Below are 19,318 nucleotides of genomic sequence, written 5' to 3' on the forward strand. Positions count from 1 at the left end.
GGCGCAGGTTCCAACGCATCTCCCCCAAGGCCTTCCCCCAATTTCTAAGGAAACAAATCTCATGAGCATCAAATCTCTTCTCCCCGGCGCCCTCGGCTTCGGCACAGCCCCGTTGGGCAACATGTTCCGCGCTATCCCTGAAGAAGAGGCTGCCGCAACCGTCGCCGCAGCCTGGGACCAGGGCATCCGGTACTTCGACACCGCTCCGTTCTACGGCGCGGGGCTGGCTGAGATGCGACTCGGTGAAGTGCTCGCCGGTCACTCGCGGGAGGAGTACGTATTAAGCACCAAGGTCGGCCGGGTCATTCTCGATGAAACCGAAGATCCCTCCGCCCGCGATCTGGGCGAAAAGGGCGGCCTGTTCGAGCACGGCCGCCCCAACAAAATGATCAACGACTACACCGCCGATGCGACCACGCGCTCGATCGAGGACAGCCTCAAGCGACTGCAGACAGACCGGCTGGACATCGTCTGGGTCCACGATGTTGCGCAGGACTTCTACGGGGACGAGTGGTTGGCAGTATACGAGTCTGCACGCACCGGGGCCTTCCGCGCCTTGACCCGCCTGCGAGAGGAAGGCGTCATTAAGGCATGGGGTCTCGGCGTCAACCGTGTGGAGGCTCTGGAACTGACCCTGGATCTGGACGAGCCCAAACCCGACGCCTTCCTCCTTGCCGGCAGGTACACCCTCCTGGACCACGATCGGGCACTACAGCGTCTCCTTCCCGCGGCCGCCGAGCATGAGGTTGACATCGTCGTTGGCGGACCGTACAGCTCCGGCGTCCTGGCTGGCGGCCGCCACTTCGAGTACCAAGAGGCCGCTCCGGAAATACTCGCCAAGGTCGAGCGCATCAAGAACCTGGCCCGGCACCACGGAATAAGCATTAAGGCTGCGGCACTGCAGTTCTCACTTGCGCACCCCGCGATCGCTGCGGTTATCCCCGGTGCCACCAAGCCGAGCCGCATTGCCGAAGACGTCGCCGCGCTGAATGAAAAAGTTCCCGCCCCGTTCTGGTCCGCTCTTCGTGAAGAACGGCTGATCTCGCCTTCGGCCCCCGTCCCGGCCGACGCCTAATCCACGCAAGGAGAACAAATCATGGCAACAACCTCGGTATCAGTTGAAGTCCCCGCATCTGCCGAACAGGTATGGCAGCTCATCGGCGGGTTCGATTCATTGCCCGACTGGCTTCCATACATCCCCGGGAGCGTCCTCTCCGAAGGAGGCCGGGTTCGCCGTTTGGAAAGCCAGGAGGGCGGTCTCATCATCGAACGGCTGGAATTCTTCGACGACCGGAACCGCACATACAGCTACTCGATTACCCAGGCACCGTTCCCGGTCACGGCCTACTACTCGACGCTGCGAGTCTACGAACTGCCGGTAAAAGAAACTGCACGAGTGGAATGGTCCGGCACCTTCACCCCGATAAATGTCAGCGACTCCGAGGCCGTGGCCCTGTTCCACGGCATCTATTCAGACGGACTGAAAGCCCTCCAGGAGACGCTCGCGTCCTGACGTTCTGTGACATCCCGGCTACACCCACGATCAGTGGCCAAGGCGCCGTGAAAAGTGACCTCCAGTGGTCCAACGAAAGAACCTGGGAATCACCCTTGAGTTGAAGGGTGGGTGGCGACGCCCACCCTTCAATCCGGGTATCCGCGCCGCTCCGCACTTCCAGACAGCGCCGGGACCCGTCGCTTGAGGCCGGTAGAATTCCAGCAATCCGCCCGCCATCACTCCCCCCGACCCGGCGGTGATCAGCCTCAACCGGTGTGTGCCGGTCCCGGGTTGGCGGGCGACGGCTGAGATTCTCCCGGGGGCGAAAGAATCCTCTGCGTCATCCGATCGCCTCCTGTACGCCGCACAGGGCTGAACGCCCGGGACCCGGCGGCAGGGGTCCGGCAGATGACGTCATCAAAGGCCGCAGACATTGACCAAACACCGCGGCTATGAAATATTTGATCTACATACCGGATGATGTCTTATATATTAGACATGGCAAGGTGGTGCAGATTCTTGGCCCGGCATGTATCCCCGGACGCCAACCGGTTCCATGCCCGTGCCCACGCATCCCTCCGGGACCTATCTATTGATTGCAAAGGTGACTAGTCAATGAATCTCGGCCTAAAAGACAAGACCGCGCTGGTATGTGCCTCCACATCGGGTCTGGGCCTGGCGACCGCCAGAGCCCTGGCCGCCGAGGGCGCCAGGGTCATCATCACCGGCCGCAGCCAGGACCGCGCCAGTGAAGCGGCAGCGACCATCCCCAATGCCATCGGCATCGGCTGCGATCTCGTCGCCGAAGGCGCCGCCGAAGACCTCCACGCAGCAACCGTGGCCGCCCTGGGCAGCGTCGACATTCTCGTACTCAACGGCCCGGGACCTGCCCCGGGAACAGCGGCCGGGACCACCGGGGACGGCATCAAAGAAGCCATCGCCACCCTGGTCATCCCCCAGCAAAAACTCGTCCAACTGACGCTGCCGGCCATGCGCGAGAACAAATGGGGCCGCGTGCTGAGCATCTCCTCCACCAGCGTTCAATCACCGATATCCAATCTGGCCCTGTCCAACCTCGGCCGGGCAGCCCTGGCCGGCTACCTCAAAACACTGGCCCCCGAACTCGCCCCCGACGGCATCACCGTCAACATGCTCCTCCCCGGCCGAATCGCCACACCCCGCGCGGCACAAATAGACCAGGCAGCAGCACGACGCACCGGCACCCCCCTGACAGAGATCCAGGCAGCCTCCAAAGCCACCATCCCTGCCGGACGCTACGGCGAACCCGACGAATTCGGCGCCGCAGCAACCTTCCTCTGCAGCACACAAGCCAGCTACATCACAGGCACAGCCCTCCGCTGCGACGGCGGAATGACCCAAACCCTCTAACCAAACCCCACCCCCCCACCCGTGAAACGGCCCGAATGAAAGTCCTGCAATGAATTTTCCGACCTTAGTGACGGCGTCCGAGGCAGCGACGCGCTTGGAATTAGAGGAACGATTGTCGGCAGCGGTGGCGTCAGCTGTCGAGCTGGCAATGCGGGACAAAAGACGGGGGGTGCTGATCACACGGCACCACGCCTCGCGTTTTACGGTGGAACTTAGCCTGGACGTTCCCTACGGGATGACCCTCGAAGATGATCAGAGCGCCTCAACGAACGCGCACGGATCAAACGGTTCCGCCCGCGCTTAGCCCTTTCCAGCCATCACTCTCTGTGCGCGCACCACGAAGGTTCATGGTCATGAGCCCAAGGGCGCGCCAGAAACCCTGACGGCTGCAGAGACTACAACCCACTTCGCCCTAGCCAACCATTTTCGGAATCAGCAGAAACAGGAACGAAAAATGAAGCCATCCGGCCCCACGAATCCAAATATCCCGAATGCGGAATCGCAGACGGGTTCGCGATGAGCCAGGCCGTGGCTCGTCCCCTGCTCGCCAGGTCTGGCCCGGGCACTGCCACCATACGGAAGTCGGCCGGTCATGTCATTGTCGACTCCCTTGTCTCACATGGGGTCAAGCGGACCCATGTGGTTCCCGGCGAGAGTTTCCTCGACATCCTGGACGGTCTACATGAGTCGGCGATCGAAACGATAGTGTGCCGGCATGAGGGCGGTGCCACATACATGGCCGAAGCCGACGGCAAGATTAACCAGATCCCCGGCGTCGCGATGGTAACCAGGGGCCCGGGCGCCGCCAATGCGCACGTCGGTCTTCATACCGCCTGGCAGGACTCCACCCCGATGGTGCTTTTCGTTGGGCTCATTCCGTTTGCCCACCGGGACCGTGAAGCCTTCCAGGAATTCGATATCAAAGCCTGGTTCGACACCGGCGCCAAGCGCGTCATGGTCCTGGATCACGCTGAGCGGGCTTCGGAAATTGTCGCGGAAGCCTTCTTTGCCGCGATGAGCGGACGGCCGGGCCCGGTCGTCATCGGCGTGCCTGAGGACGTCATCCGAGAACAGATTCCTGCCGAGCTGCACCCGCCAATACCGGTAGCCACCGGCGGGATGACGAGCGTGGATGCCGAAGCCCTCGCTGCCGCCCTGGCCTCGTCCAGCAAACCCCTCTTTGTGACCGGTGGAAATGACTGGACCCAGAAGGGAGCTGACCAGCTCTCGCAGTGGCTGGAAAAGCACCACATTCCCGCGGCCGCGGAGTGGCGTACCGAAGGCACTGTCCCGTTTGACTCCCCCTCCTATGTGGGTCCCATCGGCTACGGACGTCCCCGCCCGACGTACGACCTGTTGGAAGAGACAGACCTGCTGGTCTTTGTAGGGACGGTTCCGGGGGATGTCATCACAGATGGCTTCCTTGTCCGACAGGACTGGGCCAAGAAGAACTTCTTGGTCACCATCGATTCCTCCCTCCGGGGCCGATCAGGTGCCGTTTCCCACCATATTGTCGCCAAGCCCGACGTCTTCGTCCGGGACCTGACGAAGATCGAGCTTCCCGTCAGGGAGGATTGGAAGGTCTGGACAAAACGGATGCGTGCCGAGCAGGAGTCCTTTTCCGCCCTCCCCCCGTCAGCTCCGGGCATCGGACAGGCCCGGATGGATACCCTGATGGCGAACCTCGTACCAACCTTGCCGCCCGACGCCATGGTGACCCTTGGTGCCGGCGAGCACACCAACTGGGCGCACCGGTACTTTCCCACCCAGCGCTACGCCTCCATGATCAGCGCCCGCAACGGATCCATGGGATACTCCGTCCCTTCTGCCATCGCGGCATCCCTTGCCTATCCAGGCCGGCGGGTGGTGACCATCGCCGGTGACGGCGAGTTCCTCATGAACGGTCAGGAACTCGCTACCGCGGCGCAATACGGCGCCACTCCTCTGGTTATCGTGATGGACAACCAGGAATACGGCACCATCCGCACCCACCAGGAACGGCACTACCCCGAACGGATCTCCGGAACCCAGCTCAAGAACCCGGACTTCGCCCTCATGGCCCAGGCCTTCGGCGGCTTCGGGATCAGAGTCGAGCGGGACCACGACGTCCCCGTCGCTATTGATGCAGCCCTGAAAGCCATCGACGAAGACCACGTGTTCGCCCTGATCCACCTGATCGTCGAACAGCGGGTCAAGGCATATTAGGACCCGTGGCCCTTGTCCAAGGGCCCGCACCGCTGAATTCTGAACGCCTCATTGAACGGAAGAAAAACATGTCAGTGCCCGCACTTAGAGAGCTCGAACTGCTGGACTCCGTACCGACGGGCCTTCTCATCAACGGTGAGTGGCTCCCCGCCGCCACCGGGAAAACCGTCGACGTCGAAGACCCTGCCACCGGCAAGATCCTGTTGAGCATCGCCGACGCCGGCGCCGAGGATGGCATGGCTGCCCTGGACGCAGCCGCCGCCGCGCAGGACCACTGGGCGCAGGTCCCGGCACTTGAACGCGGAGAGATCCTCCGCCGCGCCTTTGAACTGCTGACGGAACGCGCCGAGGACTTCGCCCTTTTGATGACCATGGAGATGGGCAAGCCACTGGCCGAGGCCCGCGGCGAGGTCACCTACGCCGCCGAATTCCTGCGCTGGTTCTCCGAGGAAGCCGTCCGTGCCTTCGGCCGCTACTCCGTCTCTCCGGACGGCAAGTCCCGGCTCCTGGTCACTAAAAAGCCCGTAGGTCCCTGTCTGCTGATCACCCCGTGGAACTTCCCGCTGGCGATGGCCACCCGAAAGGTCGCCCCGGCCGTCGCCGCCGGCTGCACCATGGTGCTCAAACCTGCCGCCTTGACGCCGCTAACGTCGCAACTGTTCGCCGCCGTCATGATGGAAGCCGGGCTTCCTGCCGGTGTCCTGAACGTCATACCCACATCCACGGCAGGTGCCACCGCGGGACCGCTGATCAAAGACTCCCGCCTGCGAAAACTCTCCTTCACCGGGTCCACCGAAGTGGGCCGCCGTCTGCTCGCCGACGCCTCCGAGACCGTCCTGCGAACCTCGATGGAACTCGGTGGAAACGCCCCGTTCGTGGTCTTCGAAGACGCCGACATTGATGCCGCCGTCGCCGGGGCGATGCTCGCGAAGCTGCGGAACATGGGCGAGGCCTGCACCGCAGCCAACCGGTTCATCATCCACGAATCGGTCGCGGACGAATTCGCGGAGAAGTTCGCCGCGAAAATGCGTGACATGACCACCGCCCGCGGCACCGAGCCCGAGTCCACGGTCGGGCCACTGATTGATGCCAAGAGCCGGGACAAGGTCCACGAACTCGTCACCGACGCCATCGACTCCGGCGCCACCGCGGTGACCGGTGGGGCTGCAGTGGACGGGCCGGGCTACTTCTACCAGCCCACCATCCTCACCGGCGTCGCCGAGGGCACCCGAATCCTGTCAGAAGAAATCTTCGGACCCGTCGCCCCGATCACCACCTTCTCCACCGAGGACGAGGCCATCCGACTGGCAAACAACACCGAATACGGCCTGGTCGCGTATGTCTTCACCAAGGACCTGAACCGCGGCATCCGGATGGGCGAACGCCTCGAGATCGGCATGCTCGGCCTGAACGCCGGCGTCATCTCCAACGCCGCAGCACCCTTCGGCGGCGTCAAGCAATCCGGCCTCGGACGCGAAGGCGGCCTCGAAGGCATCGAAGAATACCTCTACACCCAATACATCGGCATCGCCGACCCCTACGCAGCGGGCAAGTCCTGACGCTGAAACCCCACTAAACCGCCAAGCCCGGGTCCTGTTGCCTCGCAACTACAGGACCCGGGCCTGGCTCGCTGCGGGAGATCTCGCATAGACCAACCGGTCAAACGCGGCCGAAAACCAGACCCACATGGGAGCCTGCGAAGGTCGGGGGCCCGAGGGCGCATAGCCCGTTTGCGCCAGATAATCCGGCCGGAAATCAAAGCCAGCGCTGTTGTCGCCAAACAGCTGAGCCAAAGTCTGACCGACAGGTTCCCCGTGCTCAGGATACGCACCACTACGTGAAGGACACCGGCGCTTGGTCAGTTAACCCCTGGCCATGACCGAGCGTTGTGCCCACGGCCATGCCAGGCCCTTTGGGTGTGGTCTCATCTCCGGTCGCTAACCGGTGACGATCGGGACCGCAAAAGAACGCACCCCGGCTATACACATGCGTCCATCAGGCTGCCATCATGTCCGCCGGCCAGCGTGTCCGCTGACCGGAGGGAAGGGCCGCAGAATAAGCGCTTCACCGTGGCCTCCGATCCGCACGTCCGCTTTCCGGACGATGCTAACGGACTGCTACGGTATCGACTTGTCAAAGAAGCCGACCTGGCGGATTTACCGTGAACGCCGGCAGGCGCTCAGCAGAGATATCCTTGCTGAGCGCCTGCCTGACTTCGGCGGCCGAATCCGTCCGAGGTGTTACACCGGTCCCGCGAAACCGCCCCGGCCGGAACCCTTCAGGATGTGATTTGGCCGGCGGTCCCGCTGGTTCTCACTCGGGCGTGCCGGGCGTACTTAGGTGTCCATCGACTCGCAGAGTGATCTGCATGGGGTTACTGTCCTGCAACTGGCGGGGCAACAGGTGCTGGGGGACGCCTTGGTAGGCGACAGGACGCAGAAACCGGAAAATTGCTGCCGTTCCGACCGAGGTTGACGTCGGTGCCGTGGTGGCAGGATAGGGGCCACCATGCTGTTGTGCGTATGTCACAGAGACCCCGGTCGGCCACTGATTCCATAGAACTCGTCCCGCCTTACGGGCCAGGAGACGGATGAGTTCGGGCGCCACGGCATCGTCCTCCTCCCCGTGCACGGTGGCGGTCAACTGTCCGTCGATGATGGCAGCAATTTCCACTAGCTCGGACTCTTCGCCATAACGGACCACCAGGGCAGCGGGTCCGAAGCACTCGGTGAGGAGCGCCTCGGGGTCCGCGAGAACATGAGCTGCGGTCGTCTGAACAAGGGTGGGCGCTGGAGGGTTCTCGTAGGCCGCAGGCCCCATCACCACCGGTTTCACGTCTGGATGTGCGGTCAGCGCGGCCAAGGAGTCTGTGTAGCCGGCTTGAATCCGATCGTTCAGCAATAAAGTCGCTTCCGGGAAGGAAGCAGCTGCCAAACCGGAAACGATATCGGAATCAGCGGGAACGAGCAGGATCCCTGGTTTTGTACAAAATTGCCCTGCTCCCGCTGTGAACGAGTCCACGAAGTCGGTGACGATCTGCGCGCCCCTCTTTCGCGCGGCCGAGCGAGTCACGAACGTGGGATTGACACTTCCCAGCTCTCCGTAGAACGGTATTGGCTCCGGGCGAGAATTTGCCAGATCGAAAAGAGCCCTTCCGCCAGGGATGGAGCCTGTGAATGAACTGGCTTTTACCCGGGGGTCAAGGAGGGCAGTCCTGCCTTGCGCGGTGCCGAAGATAACCGCGAACAACCCCGGCGGTGTTCCCGCGTCTGCCAGGGCAGACGCGACGATGTCGGCGGTCAGAAGCGATAGCCGAGGGTGACCGGAATGTGCTTTGACGATAACGGGGCAGCCGGCCGCCAAGGCGGACGCTGTGTCACCGCCGGCGACGCTGAAGGCAAAAGGAAAGTTGCTGGCCGAGAATACAAGCACAGGACCTATCGGCTCCAAACCGCGGCGGATCTCTGGACGGGGGCCCATGCCCCAGGACGGATCCGCGTGATCGATTCGTGCGTCGAGATAACTGCCTTCTTCTACTACGTCGCCGAAGAGGCGCAGCTGGAAGGTTGTTCGTTTGAGTTCCCCTCGGAGCCGCGCGAAGGGGAGGTGGGTTTCCTCATGGGCGACGCCGATAAGTTCCTCAGCCGCCTGATCGAGATAGTCGGCCACGGTCCGGAGTGCCGCTGCGCGTTCAGGTATGCCGGTTTCGGCCCAGGAGGAAGAGGCGGCGGCTGCCTGAGCAAGGATTTGGTCGAGTTCGGTGGTTGTGGTGGGTGCGGGGGTGGTGCTGGTCAATGCCATAGGTTCCTCGATGAGCTGTGGTGGGGGTGGGGTTCTGTCGTTCGCCCTAGGAGCCGCGGGTTGCGAGACGAGGTCAGGCGGAGGGTCAGTGGCGGGGGGCGAGATTAACGTTCGATGTGCTGCCGTGTGGGGTTCAACGACTGGTTGCCTGCCATGGGGTCCGCCTCATCCGGCAAAGGTTCCTGGGACGGGTACTTTTTGCCCAGTTCGGAAAGGCTCAAGCGATAGGTTTCCTTCATCACCAGCACGCAGACGACGGAGACGGCGCACATTGCAACCATGAACAATGCCACTCCGACGTATGACCCCGTCTGGGACATAACGTACGCGGCGACAATCGGTGTGGGTGCGCTGGCGGCAAGTCCGCCGATCGTATAACCGAAGGAGATGCCGGAGTAGCGGATTTTAGTCTCGAATGCTTCTGCGAAGAATGCGGCCATCGGCCCGTATGAAGCGGAAAACACCAAGCAGAAGACGACGAAGCCGATGAGAGCCAGGACATAGGAGCCTGAGTTGACCAGCCAGAACCACGGAAAAGTGAACGCCAGCATGGCAATCACTCCGCCAAGGAACACAGGTTTCCGTCCCAGCTTGTCCGAGAGCCTGCCGAACAGCGGCAAAGCAACGAACGTGACTGCCATGGCAATCAGCACAATGCTCAGCATCTCGTTGCGCGAGAATCCGACTGTCTGAACTCCGTAGCTCAGGCCGAACACAGTGGCGCCGTAGAAGGTGACACCAATGGCGAAGTAGGCGCCGCAGATCAACAGCGACTGCTTCGGGTAGTGGCGGAGCACGACAGCAATCGGCAGTTTCTCGACTTTTTCCTGTTTTTTCAACTGGTCAAACGCCGGGCTTTCAATAACCTTCAACCGGACGATGAGACCGATCACCACGAAAATTCCACCAACCAGGAAGGGTACCCGCCAACCCCAGGCAAGAAATGCCTCCGAGTCGAGCCCAGCCATCAAAAGGAAGACAGCGTTCCCGAGCATCAGCCCGGCAGGGACACCCATCTGCACCCAGCTGCCGTAGTAGCCACGCTTGTTGGGCGGAGCGTGCTCCACCGTCATCAGGATGGCCCCACCGACTTCTCCGCCCAGGGCAAGCCCCTGAACGAAGCGCAAGGAGACAAGGATGATCGGTGCCGCCATCCCGATCGTCTGATACGTGGGAAGGAGACCGATCGCCAACGTCGTTAGTCCCATCAGGGTCAACGTAATGATCAGCATCGACTTTCTGCCAATCCGGTCGCCAAAGTGCCCAAAGACGATGCCTCCGAGCGGACGGGCTATAAAGGCCGCGGAAAAAGTGGCGAACGCCAACAGCGTTCCCACCAACGGGTCGAAATCAGGAAAAAAGATCTTGTTGAATACCAGGCCGGCAGCAGTTCCGTAGATGAAAAAGTCATACCATTCCACCGTAGTTCCGACACCACTGGCCAAAGCGACCTTCTGGATCTGGGACATTTTTGACAACTTAATGGCCTCCTTGCCATAGCGGAAAGTCCGAAAGACGGACTCCCAAGCAGAATCAGGTGTCTTATATTTCAGACACTATCTGATATATAGACACAGTTTCGCACGCCGCAGAACCCGGGGTCAACCACGTCCGTGTCGTACGTCACGGCTTGACCGCCCCAACGGCCGGAGCTACTGTTGTTTCACAGAGCGGACAACGTCTGGCATTTCGGAACAAAAGTAGGGCATCGTCTGCTGGTCCGCAAACCGGCGCATCAGGATTTACTGTCCACGCAGGGCGACCCGATTCGGTCATAATGCCCGACGCCGCCCCGGCTTACCCCCTACTAACCAAACGGAGACCATTATGAGAGCAGCAGTTCTGTTTGAGACGCGGACCCCACTCCGTATCGAGGACCTCGACCTGGAAGGCCCGGCCCGCGGAGAAGTGCAAATCCGTATAAACGCGGCCGGAGTCTGTCACAGCGACTTTCACTACATGAACGGGGACCTTAACGGTCGACTCCCGGCTGTCCTCGGCCACGAAGGGGCCGGAACAGTAGTAAGTGTCGGTGAAGGTGTCACACGGTTTGCGCCCGGTGATTCGGTCATCACGACCTGGCGCCCCCGATGCGGGGACTGTGAATTTTGCACCAGCGGCCGCCCCGCCCTATGTGTCGTGGGAAGGGTGCAGGCCACCACCGGTGGCCTGCTCGACGGCACCTCACGCCTCAGCCTGAACGGTGAAAAGGTTCATCACCTCATGGGAGTTTCGTGCTTCGCCGAAGAAAGCGTCCTTTCCGAGCGGTCGCTGATCCGCATATCCCCCGCCATACCGCCGGAAATCGCGGCAATCACGGGATGCGCCGTCATCACCGGAGTAGGCGCGGCCCTAAATTTGATGAAGGACGCCACGGGCGAAGCTGCCGTGGTCATTGGCGCCGGCGGAGTCGGTCTCAGCGCCATCATGGGTCTGAATCTCATCGGCGCCCACCCCATAATTGCCGTCGACACCGTCGACACGCGCTTGGAACTCGCCCGGCAGGTCGGCGCGACCCACACGATCAACTCGACCAGCCAAGACCTCGAGGCTGAAATCGCCAGCATCTGTCCGAACGGCCTGAAATGGGCGCTGGACGCCGTGGGAATCCAATCCACACTCTCTCAGGCAGTCAACGCCGTGGGTACCTCCGGGACAGTGGTCGCCGTCGGTCTCGGCAGAACTGGTGCATCCTTTGAAGTCCCAATCAACGCCCTCGTCCAGCAGGAAAAGCGGATCATCGGAAGCCTCTATGGCTCATCGAACACCCAGGTGCAGGTACCGAAAATCCTCGATCTCTACACCGCAGGCAAACTCCCGCTCGACAAACTGATCGGGAACACGTTCGATCTCTCGCAGATCAACGACGCCTACGACGCTCTAGCATCAGGCTCCACAGGACGGGCTGTCATTCTTCCCAGAAGTAACTAATGGAGAGCTCGCATCAAACGTGCCGGTCTGATCGTCAACAGCACGGTCCCCGGGAAACAATGCCGTTCCGACCGTCCGGTCCTCTACAAATTGGAAGCCCTCGGACCCGCAGGCGGCTCACGCTCGAGGGGCTCTCTGATTCCCACCTGGGTGGACCTACGCCACAACCTAACGCGTCATGGGTCGCTCGTGGCATGGCATACAAGACCGGGGTCCACAAACTCGAAGTCAACCCCAGCGAGACACTCGTTCCTGGATCCGTCCTTCGATGAGCCAGCTCCACATCCCGTATATCGATGCTGACGAAGTCTTTGCACTGTTGTCGCCTCTGGAGGCTGTCCAGGCTGTGGAGACCGCCCTACTGGGTGGGCTTGATCCTTCAAAGGATTGTCCCCGCGGTGTTGTTCCCGTAAGGAACGGACAGTTCCTGTTGATGCCCGCTGATTCCGGGGCAGTAGCAGGAGTCAAAGTCGCCACGGTATCCCCCGGTAATGCCGCCCTCTCAATCCCACGGATCCAGGGCGTATACGTACTCTTCGATGCTCAGACGCTAACTCCCACGGCAATCCTGGATGGCACAGCTCTCACCACCCTTCGGACCGCGGCCGTTTCCGTTGCTGCCGCCCGGCTCTTCCTTGAACGCAGGCCAGGCCCCCTGAACGTCGTCGTATATGGGACGGGTCCCCAAGGAGTAGCGCATGTCCGTTCCCTTATGGCACTCGAGAGCCTGCACATTCAGCGGGTCACGCACGTAGTTAGGACTCCCCGTGCCGTTAAAAACTATCCCAACATCGTGCTCCGCGTCTGTTTGACCGCTTCAGTCGACGAAGCCCATGCGCTTCAAAATGCCGACGTCGTGATCTGCGCAACGTCCGCCAAGGAGCCTCTCTTCGATTCAGCGCTCCTGCACCGGAATCCTGTCGTTATCGCCGTGGGTTCGCATGAACCCGACGCGCGGGAGGTCGATTCCAACTTCCTCGCCCGCGCTGTTGTGGTTGTTGAGGATGTCGACACAGCACTGCGCGAGTGCGGCGACGTGATCATTGCAGCTGCTGAAGGCAGGATCGATGCCTCCAAGCTCGTTCCTATGACCGCCGTCATCAAGGGCGAAGTCGACCCCCCCGGCGGCCCAATCCTCTTTAAGAGCTCGGGAATGTCATGGGAAGACCTCGTGGTCGCAGAAGCAGTGGCTGCGCGTCAGGTGGGAATCCATGCAGAACCTGTTTCCCCATGAGGTCTGTCTATTAGCCGAGATCTGACGATCATTCTGGGGAACCGGCCCCGCGGCGTGCAGTCTGTCTTGTTAGGCAACACCCCAGACTGACGTCAGCCGGTCACTCAGCCACCGTCAGAATAGGGTCCAAAGTCGATTCCCGCACCGTTCAACCGAGCAGTCTTAGACCCAAACCTGACAGAGTGGCCCGGAAATTCAGCGCCTACGTAAGAAGTGCCCGGGGATTGACCCTGCAGCAGTATCTGGACAACTTGGGTTGGAGCGTTGGAGATGCCGGCCATCGCTTCCCCACGCTCACGTTTTTACGAGGAGAATACGTGCCGTACAGGGCTGCTGAACAGCGCCGTCCACCATGCCGCACTGTTCGCAGTTGTAAGCATCGTGCGCCTGGAATTGAATGTCCCGGACTGCCGCGGCGGACTCTGGGGACATGCCAGGTTGAGTTGTCTAAGGTTTTCTCTGCTCAGCGGATTAGGTGAGACAACCGCTCATCGGAGCTATCTTGCTGGCTATGTCGCACTGTCCACGGAGTCGGCCTCGGCCCATTCGAGGGCGGCGACGATGTGTCCCTCGTCGGGGAGTGCTTTTTGTTCGGCCGGGGGAAGTCGGTCGTAAGTGTAAGCGGCTACCGCCATGGGTGATGTGGAGCGCCCGAGACTGTATCGAACGCTGCGGTCGTTCTTGGTGCCGCAGATGAGGATGCCGATGGTTTCTTTATGGTGGTCGCGCCGGAGCATGTCGTCGACGAGAGCGACGTAGAAGTTGAGTTTGCCGGCGTACTCTGGCTGGAATTTGCCCGTTTTCAGCTCGATGACAACGTAGCGGGATTGTTCGATGTGGAAAAACAGCATGTCCACGTAAAAGTCGTCACCGTCGACGTCGAAGTGGACCTGCCGGCCGACAAAGGCGAATCCCGGACCGAGCTCGCGGAGGGTCTCGGTGATCCTGCTCGTGAGAGCGTTCTCGAGGTCGCGTTCCGCTACTTCGCCGGAGAGGCCGAGGAATTCGAAGTTGTAGGGGTCTTTTGCCACCTGCTGAGCAAGCTCGGAATCTCGCGCAACAAGGTGTTGCGCGAAATTCGAGGGCGCTGCCCCTGTCCGTTCCAGGGTCTTGTTCATGATCATGTTCATGAGGACGTTCCGGGACCACCCGTACTCGACCGCCGCCGATGCGTACCAGTCCCTGTCCTTCTGGCTCTTGATCTTGTCGAGCAGCACAGTGATGTGGCCCCATGGCAATTGCGCAACAGCCTGTTGCGCAATTGAGCTCCCCGTCCAGGCCCTGGCGAAAGTGGTCATATACTGCAGGTTCCGGGGTGAGAATCCCTTCATCTCCGGGAACTCAGCACGGAGGTCCTCGGCCAGTCTTTTGATGACCCCGCTCCCCCAGCCCATTCTGTCCTGCTGTGCACTCACGTCGTTCCCGATAGACCAGTACAGCTCGATCAGTTGGGTGTTCACGGTACGAAGCGCCTGCGTCCGGGCCGCTCGGACTCGGAACTTCAGCTCACCAAGGAGCTCGGTGTAGCCGGTGGGGAGGGAGAGGTCTGCGTCAGCCATAGGCTTGATCCTATCGATAAGCCCTATGCGGGCTGGAGATCCGTAAAGGGTCACCCTGGCACGGCTAAGCAGCGCCCTGGCGGGAATTTGGGCCTGCCGCTGGGCATGGGCCAGCCAGGGGATCGGCCCTCTTTGCCCGGGTAGCCGCCCGCTCAGGCAGCAGCACTTCATCCCAAGAGTGTTGTCAGGGACCGCTGGCCGATCTTAACCTTGGTCCACCTTGGAGAGGAAGAGTTATGGACGGCGGACTCGCACTCCTGGAATCTGAGCCTGCCACCGGCGCCTGCCCACACTAATCGGGGCTCCCACTGTCGCGGCCCAAGACACCGCCTAGCAACCCTGCAAACGCCGCGGGCAGAACTACCGCACCCACAAGTTGCGGTAACAAGCATTCCGGCATCATCATCGATACCCCGCCTACCACCACAGCAGGGGCGCCCACGCAGACTATGATCCACGGCCGGTGACGTCTGAAATACGACCAAAAGGCCGCACCAAGGGAGGTGACTATTCCGCCCAACATCAACAGTCTGCCGATACGCAACTGCTCTGGGCCCGGGCCGACAAGGAAGAAGAAGGTCCGCTCCAAGGCCAAACCGGTGAGGATGATCGATACAACGACCAGGGCAGCCCACAACAACGCCCTCGCCCACCACTTTCGGCGGAGCATCGTGTCAGGGGGCCGCGTTGTCATGACAACTACGTACCCACAACGCTGTATCAGTGTCGGAAGCTGCGACTATTAACTTGTTGACATTGTTCTACCTGCACAGGCCCCGGCTGGCCAGCCTTGTTTTCCCCTGTTGGTTCTGGTGAGCAGCTTCTACTTCCCGCGAGGCAAGTACTGCTGGTTTCGGTGAGGTCGTGGCCCACGTCCCACAGCGCGTTCGCTATGTACGCATGGGCGTTCCCCAGGATCGCGGGACTGTCCTTGAACCGGGCCAGTCCGGTGTTGCAGTTCCGGCAGAGCCGTCGAGGGGTAGAACTCCTTGCATCTGGGGCACATCTCCATCACGCACCTGCTCCGGGGGAAGTCAGGGTCGTCCCGGTGTGTGTCCGAACCGCTCCCGCGCAGTTCGAGCGGACGTGCCGAGGGCGGCACCGATAGCCTCCCAGGAGTCTCCGTTCGCACGGGCTGCGCTGACGGCGGCGTCGAGCTCGGCCTCGGCCTTCGCGGCGGCCGTCCGGGCAGCGGTGATCCGGCGGAAGTCCGCGGCGTCCCTATCAACGTGAGGCGCCGGGCTCAGGCGAAGGAGAGTACCACCCACCCGCAGCGGCACGGCCAGGTGCTCGACGTGCAGGACGTAACCCTCATCGGGCTCCCGCTGTACGTAGACGGTGAGGACGACCTTTCCCTCGCTGTCATCAAAGTCCACTTTCCCGTAGCTCTCACTCGGGCCAACAGGCCAGGGGCGCGGCTTCAACCGCTCTCCAGTTTCGTACGGTGTCGGCTCGTATACGGGCTCTCCGACCCGGAAGCCGGGCGCTTGTGCTTCGCGAGGGGTCATACTGACCGTTCTCCTTCAAGTTGTCTTGCCACTGCACCCCAACGCGTAGGGGCCCCAGCAAGGGCTCTCAGCCGGGTGTGCGATACAGCTTCATATTCGATTCCCTCATCCACTTGATCACTTTGATGTTCGCGGCATGCGGGCAGCGCTCTAGTACAAATACCAGTACAAGTCACCGCCGGTTGAAGCGCACGAGTACCCGGTACTCGATTCTCCCCGCCAGGAGGTAAACGACCATGCAACTGAACAAACGTAAGAAGGGAGACGGTTTGCACCATCTCCCTTCTTATTTTTATTGGTCCTATCGCGTAGGACCATTCTTGGCCCGTTCAGTCCCCACTGCTGCCCCTGTGCGCGACTTTCTGGCCTTGGTAGCACCCTTGCCAGTGGTGACTGCCGCGCTGGGGTGTGTACCCTCGCTGCGTGCGGCAGTGAGTCGCCCTCGGATCTGGGCTTCATTGGCGCCGGTGTCCTCCAGGGCCTCCGCGAATTTTGCGTGGTATTCGGCTGAGCCGTAGCCGGTAGCTGATGCGGTTTCTGCTTTGAGTGCCTGGTCTTTAAGTTGGCTGCTGTCGTTGCCTGTGACGCGGTTTTCGATTTCGCGGCCGACGCCTTCAAGGCGGGCGAAAAGTTCCTTCTCTGCCCGTTCATACCGTTGCTCCACTGATGCCACTTGAGAGCCTGTGAATCCGCCTTCGGCCAGGAGTTTGGTTTCGTGCATCTCCTTGGCTGCTTTCACGAACTGGGGATCAGTGAAGTGGGATTCGTCGGCACCGTTGATGTTCGCGGTGGTTTCTTTGCGCAGCTGCTCAATGTCGGGGCCGTTGATTCCGTCCTTGCCAATGAGGAACAGCCGCTCTTTGATGTCTGTGTCTGCAGCCGCAGCAGCTGTGGGCGTTTTCGCATTATGCGCGCGCTGCAGGGCCTGTGCCAGTTCGGGGTTTGCCAGGTATTCCACGGGTACCTGGTGGCGCTCCATTTCAGGTGCGAGCTTCGTCGCCTGGGCTCGAAGTTCTTCTGCCTGTGCAGCCGCGATCAGCTGCATGGCTTTCTCGTGTTCGGCGGCGGCTTTCCGTGCTTCTTCCTGGCTGCGTGCCAGCTCGTCCTGCCGGGCCTTCTCGGTTGCGATAGTCGCGATTCCCGATTCGGCGGTGTCCGTGCCGACGTCGTGTGTGTCGATGCCGTACCGGGCGAGGACTTCTTCGCGGATCTTTCCGGCCGCTTCAAGGGCGGCAGGGTCGTGGTCTTTCCAGCCTTCCGCGATCGCGTGTGCCGTGGCGATGTCGGCCGGCTGGGCTTTGTCCCACCACTCATCCTTCTGTAGGGGTGCGAGGACAGCGAGGGCTGAACTCCGTTCCGCGGTAAGGCGCGCCTGGGCTTCGTGCGCCGCTTGGGAGTCAAGGTCTTCCTGCTGTCGCTGGGCTTCCTGCCGGCGGCGGGCCAGCGTCTCGGCGATGCGTGAGGCCATCGTCAGGGATTGCCGCATTCCGTTGTCGAAAAAGTCGTCGATGCCGTCTGATTCACTCATGGTGTTCCCCTTGCACTAGTGGTGTGATTCTTATCGGTCGAGTCCCGGCCCAGTATCGCGGCTGGGCTGATAGGTCTTCGGTGGTGTTGCGGGTGTAGGTGTTCTGGCAACCACCGAACCGGGACGGATCGGTGCCATGCCGCGGCGGGCAATATCGATCGCGCTGGGCACCACTGCAGCCTCAGCTGCAGGCTGCTGCTCGGCACCAACCAAAACCGCCTTAGGCATGGTCGCGGTGAACGGGGCCAGCTGCTCCTCAACCACCGAACGGATGCGCTGAGCCTCACGGGTCCGCCCGGACTGGGCGTGCATCTCGTACACCGCGAAGGCCGTGTTGATCAGCTGCACCATAAGTGCTGTTTGAGCCGCTGTTTTGTTCTTACTCGACGCTGCCATGAACAGCATGGCCGTGCCGGCAATGGATGGCAGCGCGACGGGTTTGCCGTGCTGTCGGGGGGCTCGAAGTTGGGCGGTGCGGGACAGTTCGGCAGCTGTGGCGGCCAGCGGCCCTGGCGTAGCCTCCAGCCGGTATGACCAGGCTGCAAAGGCACCGGAAACCTCGCGCGCTGCCTTCGCCCAGGTTGCGTGATCGTCACGCGGAATGGTGCGCAGCTGGTCGGCCAGTGCTGTGGCGTTGCGGGTGTACTCCACCCACACATCAGCTGACGGGGTCGCGTTCTCGGGACCGGTCTTGGAGACCTTGCGCTTGTTGCGCGCTGCCGCATTCCATTCCGCCGCGGCCTCGGTAGCCTGGTGCGGCGAGTCCAGCCATTCTTCACGAAGTGCACCGAGCTTCAGGTCGGAGGCGAGGGTTCCGCCGCCGAACCAGATCGGCCGCTCCCCCGGCTTGGGGCGTTCGGCGACGGAGTAGCCAACGATGACGTCGGTGGTGTTTTTCGCGTAGCGCGGCCGGAGCAACAGGCCGGTGTCGCGGGCGCGGCGGACGAACTCCGCTTCGGTCGCTGACGCGCTGGCGCTGGCGCGGACTTTCCTTGCCAGCGAGGCGCGGTGCATTTCCCGGTCGTCCCGGGCGGCCGTGGCCTTCTCCGCCCGGTCATAGCCACGGGTGGCGTGCACGGACGAGAGCTCTTCGAGCCCGTACTTGGTTTCCAGATCCCGGCAGGTCTTCTGTGCGCGCTGGTAGTCACCGTGGGTGGAGGCCTTGGTGCCGTCTTCACGGACCAGGGACACGGCGATGTGGATGTGGTGGTTGCCGTTCTCACTCGTTCCGTGGTTGATCGCGACCCACCGGCACTGGGCCTTGCCGCTGGCCTCGGTGAAGCCCATGGCGTCAACGAAGTCATTCGCGATGTCCCCCCACTGCTGGTCCGTCAGGGCGCCTTCTTCGGCGCGGAGGCTCAGCGAGCAGTGCCACACATCGGCTGGCTTGTGACCGTTCGGTACGCTTTCTTTCTTGACCGGGTCCCAGCGGAAATCCTTCTGCAGAATCTCGACGCCGAAGGCCTTGCGGGGCTGGTCCAAATGCTTCGCAATCGCGACCGCGTCATCCTTGTCCAGGACACCGTCGTCGTACCAGGCCATGATCGCCGCGTCCCCCGCGACCAGGTGCGGATCCGTGTGCGAGTTCTTCGTCTTGTCCGCGTCAGTGGAGGCCAGGTAGAGCAGCAGCCCGGACATCCGGGAGCCACGGGTGATGTTCGGAATCAT

The 19,318-nt window shown here is 61.8% G+C and carries 13 protein-coding genes; 7 read left to right on the top strand and 6 right to left on the bottom strand.

The window, feature by feature from the left end; translation table 11 throughout:
* Positions 1-61: 61 nt before the first annotated feature.
* From V9L18_RS14985 to V9L18_RS15005, 5 genes are all read left to right on the top strand, one after another.
* Entirely contained in the window at positions 62-1,075 is a 1,014-nt protein-coding gene (locus V9L18_RS14985; RefSeq protein ID WP_337347961.1) for an aldo/keto reductase, read from the top strand.
* Between the two features lie 21 nt (positions 1,076-1,096).
* On the top strand, positions 1,097-1,513 hold the full coding sequence (locus V9L18_RS14990) for an SRPBCC family protein (RefSeq protein WP_337347962.1): 417 nt from the start codon (positions 1,097-1,099) through the stop codon (positions 1,511-1,513).
* 597 nt (positions 1,514-2,110) lie between these two features.
* Positions 2,111-2,884, top strand: a complete 774-nt coding sequence (locus V9L18_RS14995; RefSeq protein ID WP_337347963.1) for an SDR family oxidoreductase — start codon at positions 2,111-2,113, stop codon at positions 2,882-2,884.
* A 516-nt stretch (positions 2,885-3,400) separates the two neighbouring features.
* Entirely contained in the window at positions 3,401-5,089 is a 1,689-nt protein-coding gene (locus tag V9L18_RS15000; protein WP_337347964.1) for a thiamine pyrophosphate-dependent enzyme, read from the top strand.
* Positions 5,090-5,157: 68 nt separating this feature from the next.
* Positions 5,158-6,648, top strand: a complete 1,491-nt coding sequence (locus V9L18_RS15005) for an NAD-dependent succinate-semialdehyde dehydrogenase (RefSeq protein ID WP_337347965.1) — start codon at positions 5,158-5,160, stop codon at positions 6,646-6,648.
* Positions 6,649-7,402: 754 nt separating this feature from the next.
* On the opposite strand, the gene V9L18_RS15010 is transcribed toward V9L18_RS15005, so the two are convergent.
* Both V9L18_RS15010 and V9L18_RS15015 read right to left on the bottom strand, forming a co-directional pair.
* Positions 7,403-8,890, bottom strand: a complete 1,488-nt coding sequence (locus V9L18_RS15010; protein WP_337347966.1) for an aldehyde dehydrogenase (NADP(+)) — start codon at positions 8,888-8,890, stop codon at positions 7,403-7,405.
* Between the two features lie 104 nt (positions 8,891-8,994).
* Positions 8,995-10,359: an MFS transporter gene (locus V9L18_RS15015; protein WP_337347967.1), complete on the bottom strand. Its 1,365-nt coding sequence runs from the start codon at positions 10,357-10,359 to the stop codon at positions 8,995-8,997.
* A 358-nt stretch (positions 10,360-10,717) separates the two neighbouring features.
* Between V9L18_RS15015 and V9L18_RS15020 the strand changes: the two genes are divergently transcribed.
* Entirely contained in the window at positions 10,718-11,821 is a 1,104-nt protein-coding gene (locus V9L18_RS15020) for a Zn-dependent alcohol dehydrogenase (protein ID WP_337347968.1), read from the top strand.
* Between the two features lie 268 nt (positions 11,822-12,089).
* A complete protein-coding gene (locus V9L18_RS15025; RefSeq protein ID WP_337347969.1) occupies positions 12,090-13,055 on the top strand; it encodes an ornithine cyclodeaminase family protein in 966 nt (321 codons plus the stop codon).
* Between the two features lie 509 nt (positions 13,056-13,564).
* On the opposite strand, the gene V9L18_RS15030 is transcribed toward V9L18_RS15025, so the two are convergent.
* The 4 genes from V9L18_RS15030 to V9L18_RS15045 all read right to left on the bottom strand — a co-directional run bounded on the left by V9L18_RS15030 (position 13,565) and on the right by V9L18_RS15045 (position 19,318).
* Positions 13,565-14,614 (bottom strand): PDDEXK nuclease domain-containing protein, encoded by a 1,050-nt coding sequence (locus tag V9L18_RS15030; RefSeq protein WP_337347970.1) that lies wholly within the window; start codon positions 14,612-14,614, stop codon positions 13,565-13,567.
* Positions 14,615-15,648: 1,034 nt separating this feature from the next.
* Entirely contained in the window at positions 15,649-16,122 is a 474-nt protein-coding gene (locus V9L18_RS15035; protein ID WP_337347971.1) for a hypothetical protein, read from the bottom strand.
* Positions 16,123-16,423: 301 nt separating this feature from the next.
* Positions 16,424-17,650 (bottom strand): hypothetical protein, encoded by a 1,227-nt coding sequence (locus V9L18_RS15040; RefSeq protein WP_337347972.1) that lies wholly within the window; start codon positions 17,648-17,650, stop codon positions 16,424-16,426.
* Between the two features lie 30 nt (positions 17,651-17,680).
* Positions 17,681-19,318: a relaxase/mobilization nuclease domain-containing protein gene (locus V9L18_RS15045; protein ID WP_337347973.1), complete on the bottom strand. Its 1,638-nt coding sequence runs from the start codon at positions 19,316-19,318 to the stop codon at positions 17,681-17,683.

Source organism: Pseudarthrobacter sp. CCNWLW217, from assembly GCF_037203985.1.
Taxonomy (GTDB): Bacteria; Actinomycetota; Actinomycetes; order Actinomycetales; family Micrococcaceae; genus Arthrobacter.

Bases quoted from the DNA above. Each gene is read 5' to 3' on its own strand.
- V9L18_RS15045 (WP_337347973.1), bottom strand. From the start codon at position 19,318: ATGATTCCGAACATCACCCGTGGCTCCCGGATGTCCGGGCTGCTGCTC.
- V9L18_RS15000 (WP_337347964.1), top strand. From the start codon at position 3,401: ATGAGCCAGGCCGTGGCTCGTCCCCTGCTCGCCAGGTCTGGCCCGGGC.
- V9L18_RS15030 (WP_337347970.1), bottom strand. From the start codon at position 14,614: ATGGCTGACGCAGACCTCTCCCTCCCCACCGGCTACACCGAGCTCCTT.
- V9L18_RS15015 (WP_337347967.1), bottom strand. From the start codon at position 10,359: ATGTCCCAGATCCAGAAGGTCGCTTTGGCCAGTGGTGTCGGAACTACG.
- V9L18_RS15020 (WP_337347968.1), top strand. From the start codon at position 10,718: ATGAGAGCAGCAGTTCTGTTTGAGACGCGGACCCCACTCCGTATCGAG.
- V9L18_RS14990 (WP_337347962.1), top strand. From the start codon at position 1,097: ATGGCAACAACCTCGGTATCAGTTGAAGTCCCCGCATCTGCCGAACAG.
- V9L18_RS15035 (WP_337347971.1), bottom strand. From the start codon at position 16,122: ATGACCCCTCGCGAAGCACAAGCGCCCGGCTTCCGGGTCGGAGAGCCC.
- V9L18_RS14985 (WP_337347961.1), top strand. From the start codon at position 62: ATGAGCATCAAATCTCTTCTCCCCGGCGCCCTCGGCTTCGGCACAGCC.
- V9L18_RS15010 (WP_337347966.1), bottom strand. From the start codon at position 8,890: ATGGCATTGACCAGCACCACCCCCGCACCCACCACAACCACCGAACTC.
- V9L18_RS15025 (WP_337347969.1), top strand. From the start codon at position 12,090: ATGAGCCAGCTCCACATCCCGTATATCGATGCTGACGAAGTCTTTGCA.
- V9L18_RS14995 (WP_337347963.1), top strand. From the start codon at position 2,111: ATGAATCTCGGCCTAAAAGACAAGACCGCGCTGGTATGTGCCTCCACA.
- V9L18_RS15040 (WP_337347972.1), bottom strand. From the start codon at position 17,650: ATGAGTGAATCAGACGGCATCGACGACTTTTTCGACAACGGAATGCGG.
- V9L18_RS15005 (WP_337347965.1), top strand. From the start codon at position 5,158: ATGTCAGTGCCCGCACTTAGAGAGCTCGAACTGCTGGACTCCGTACCG.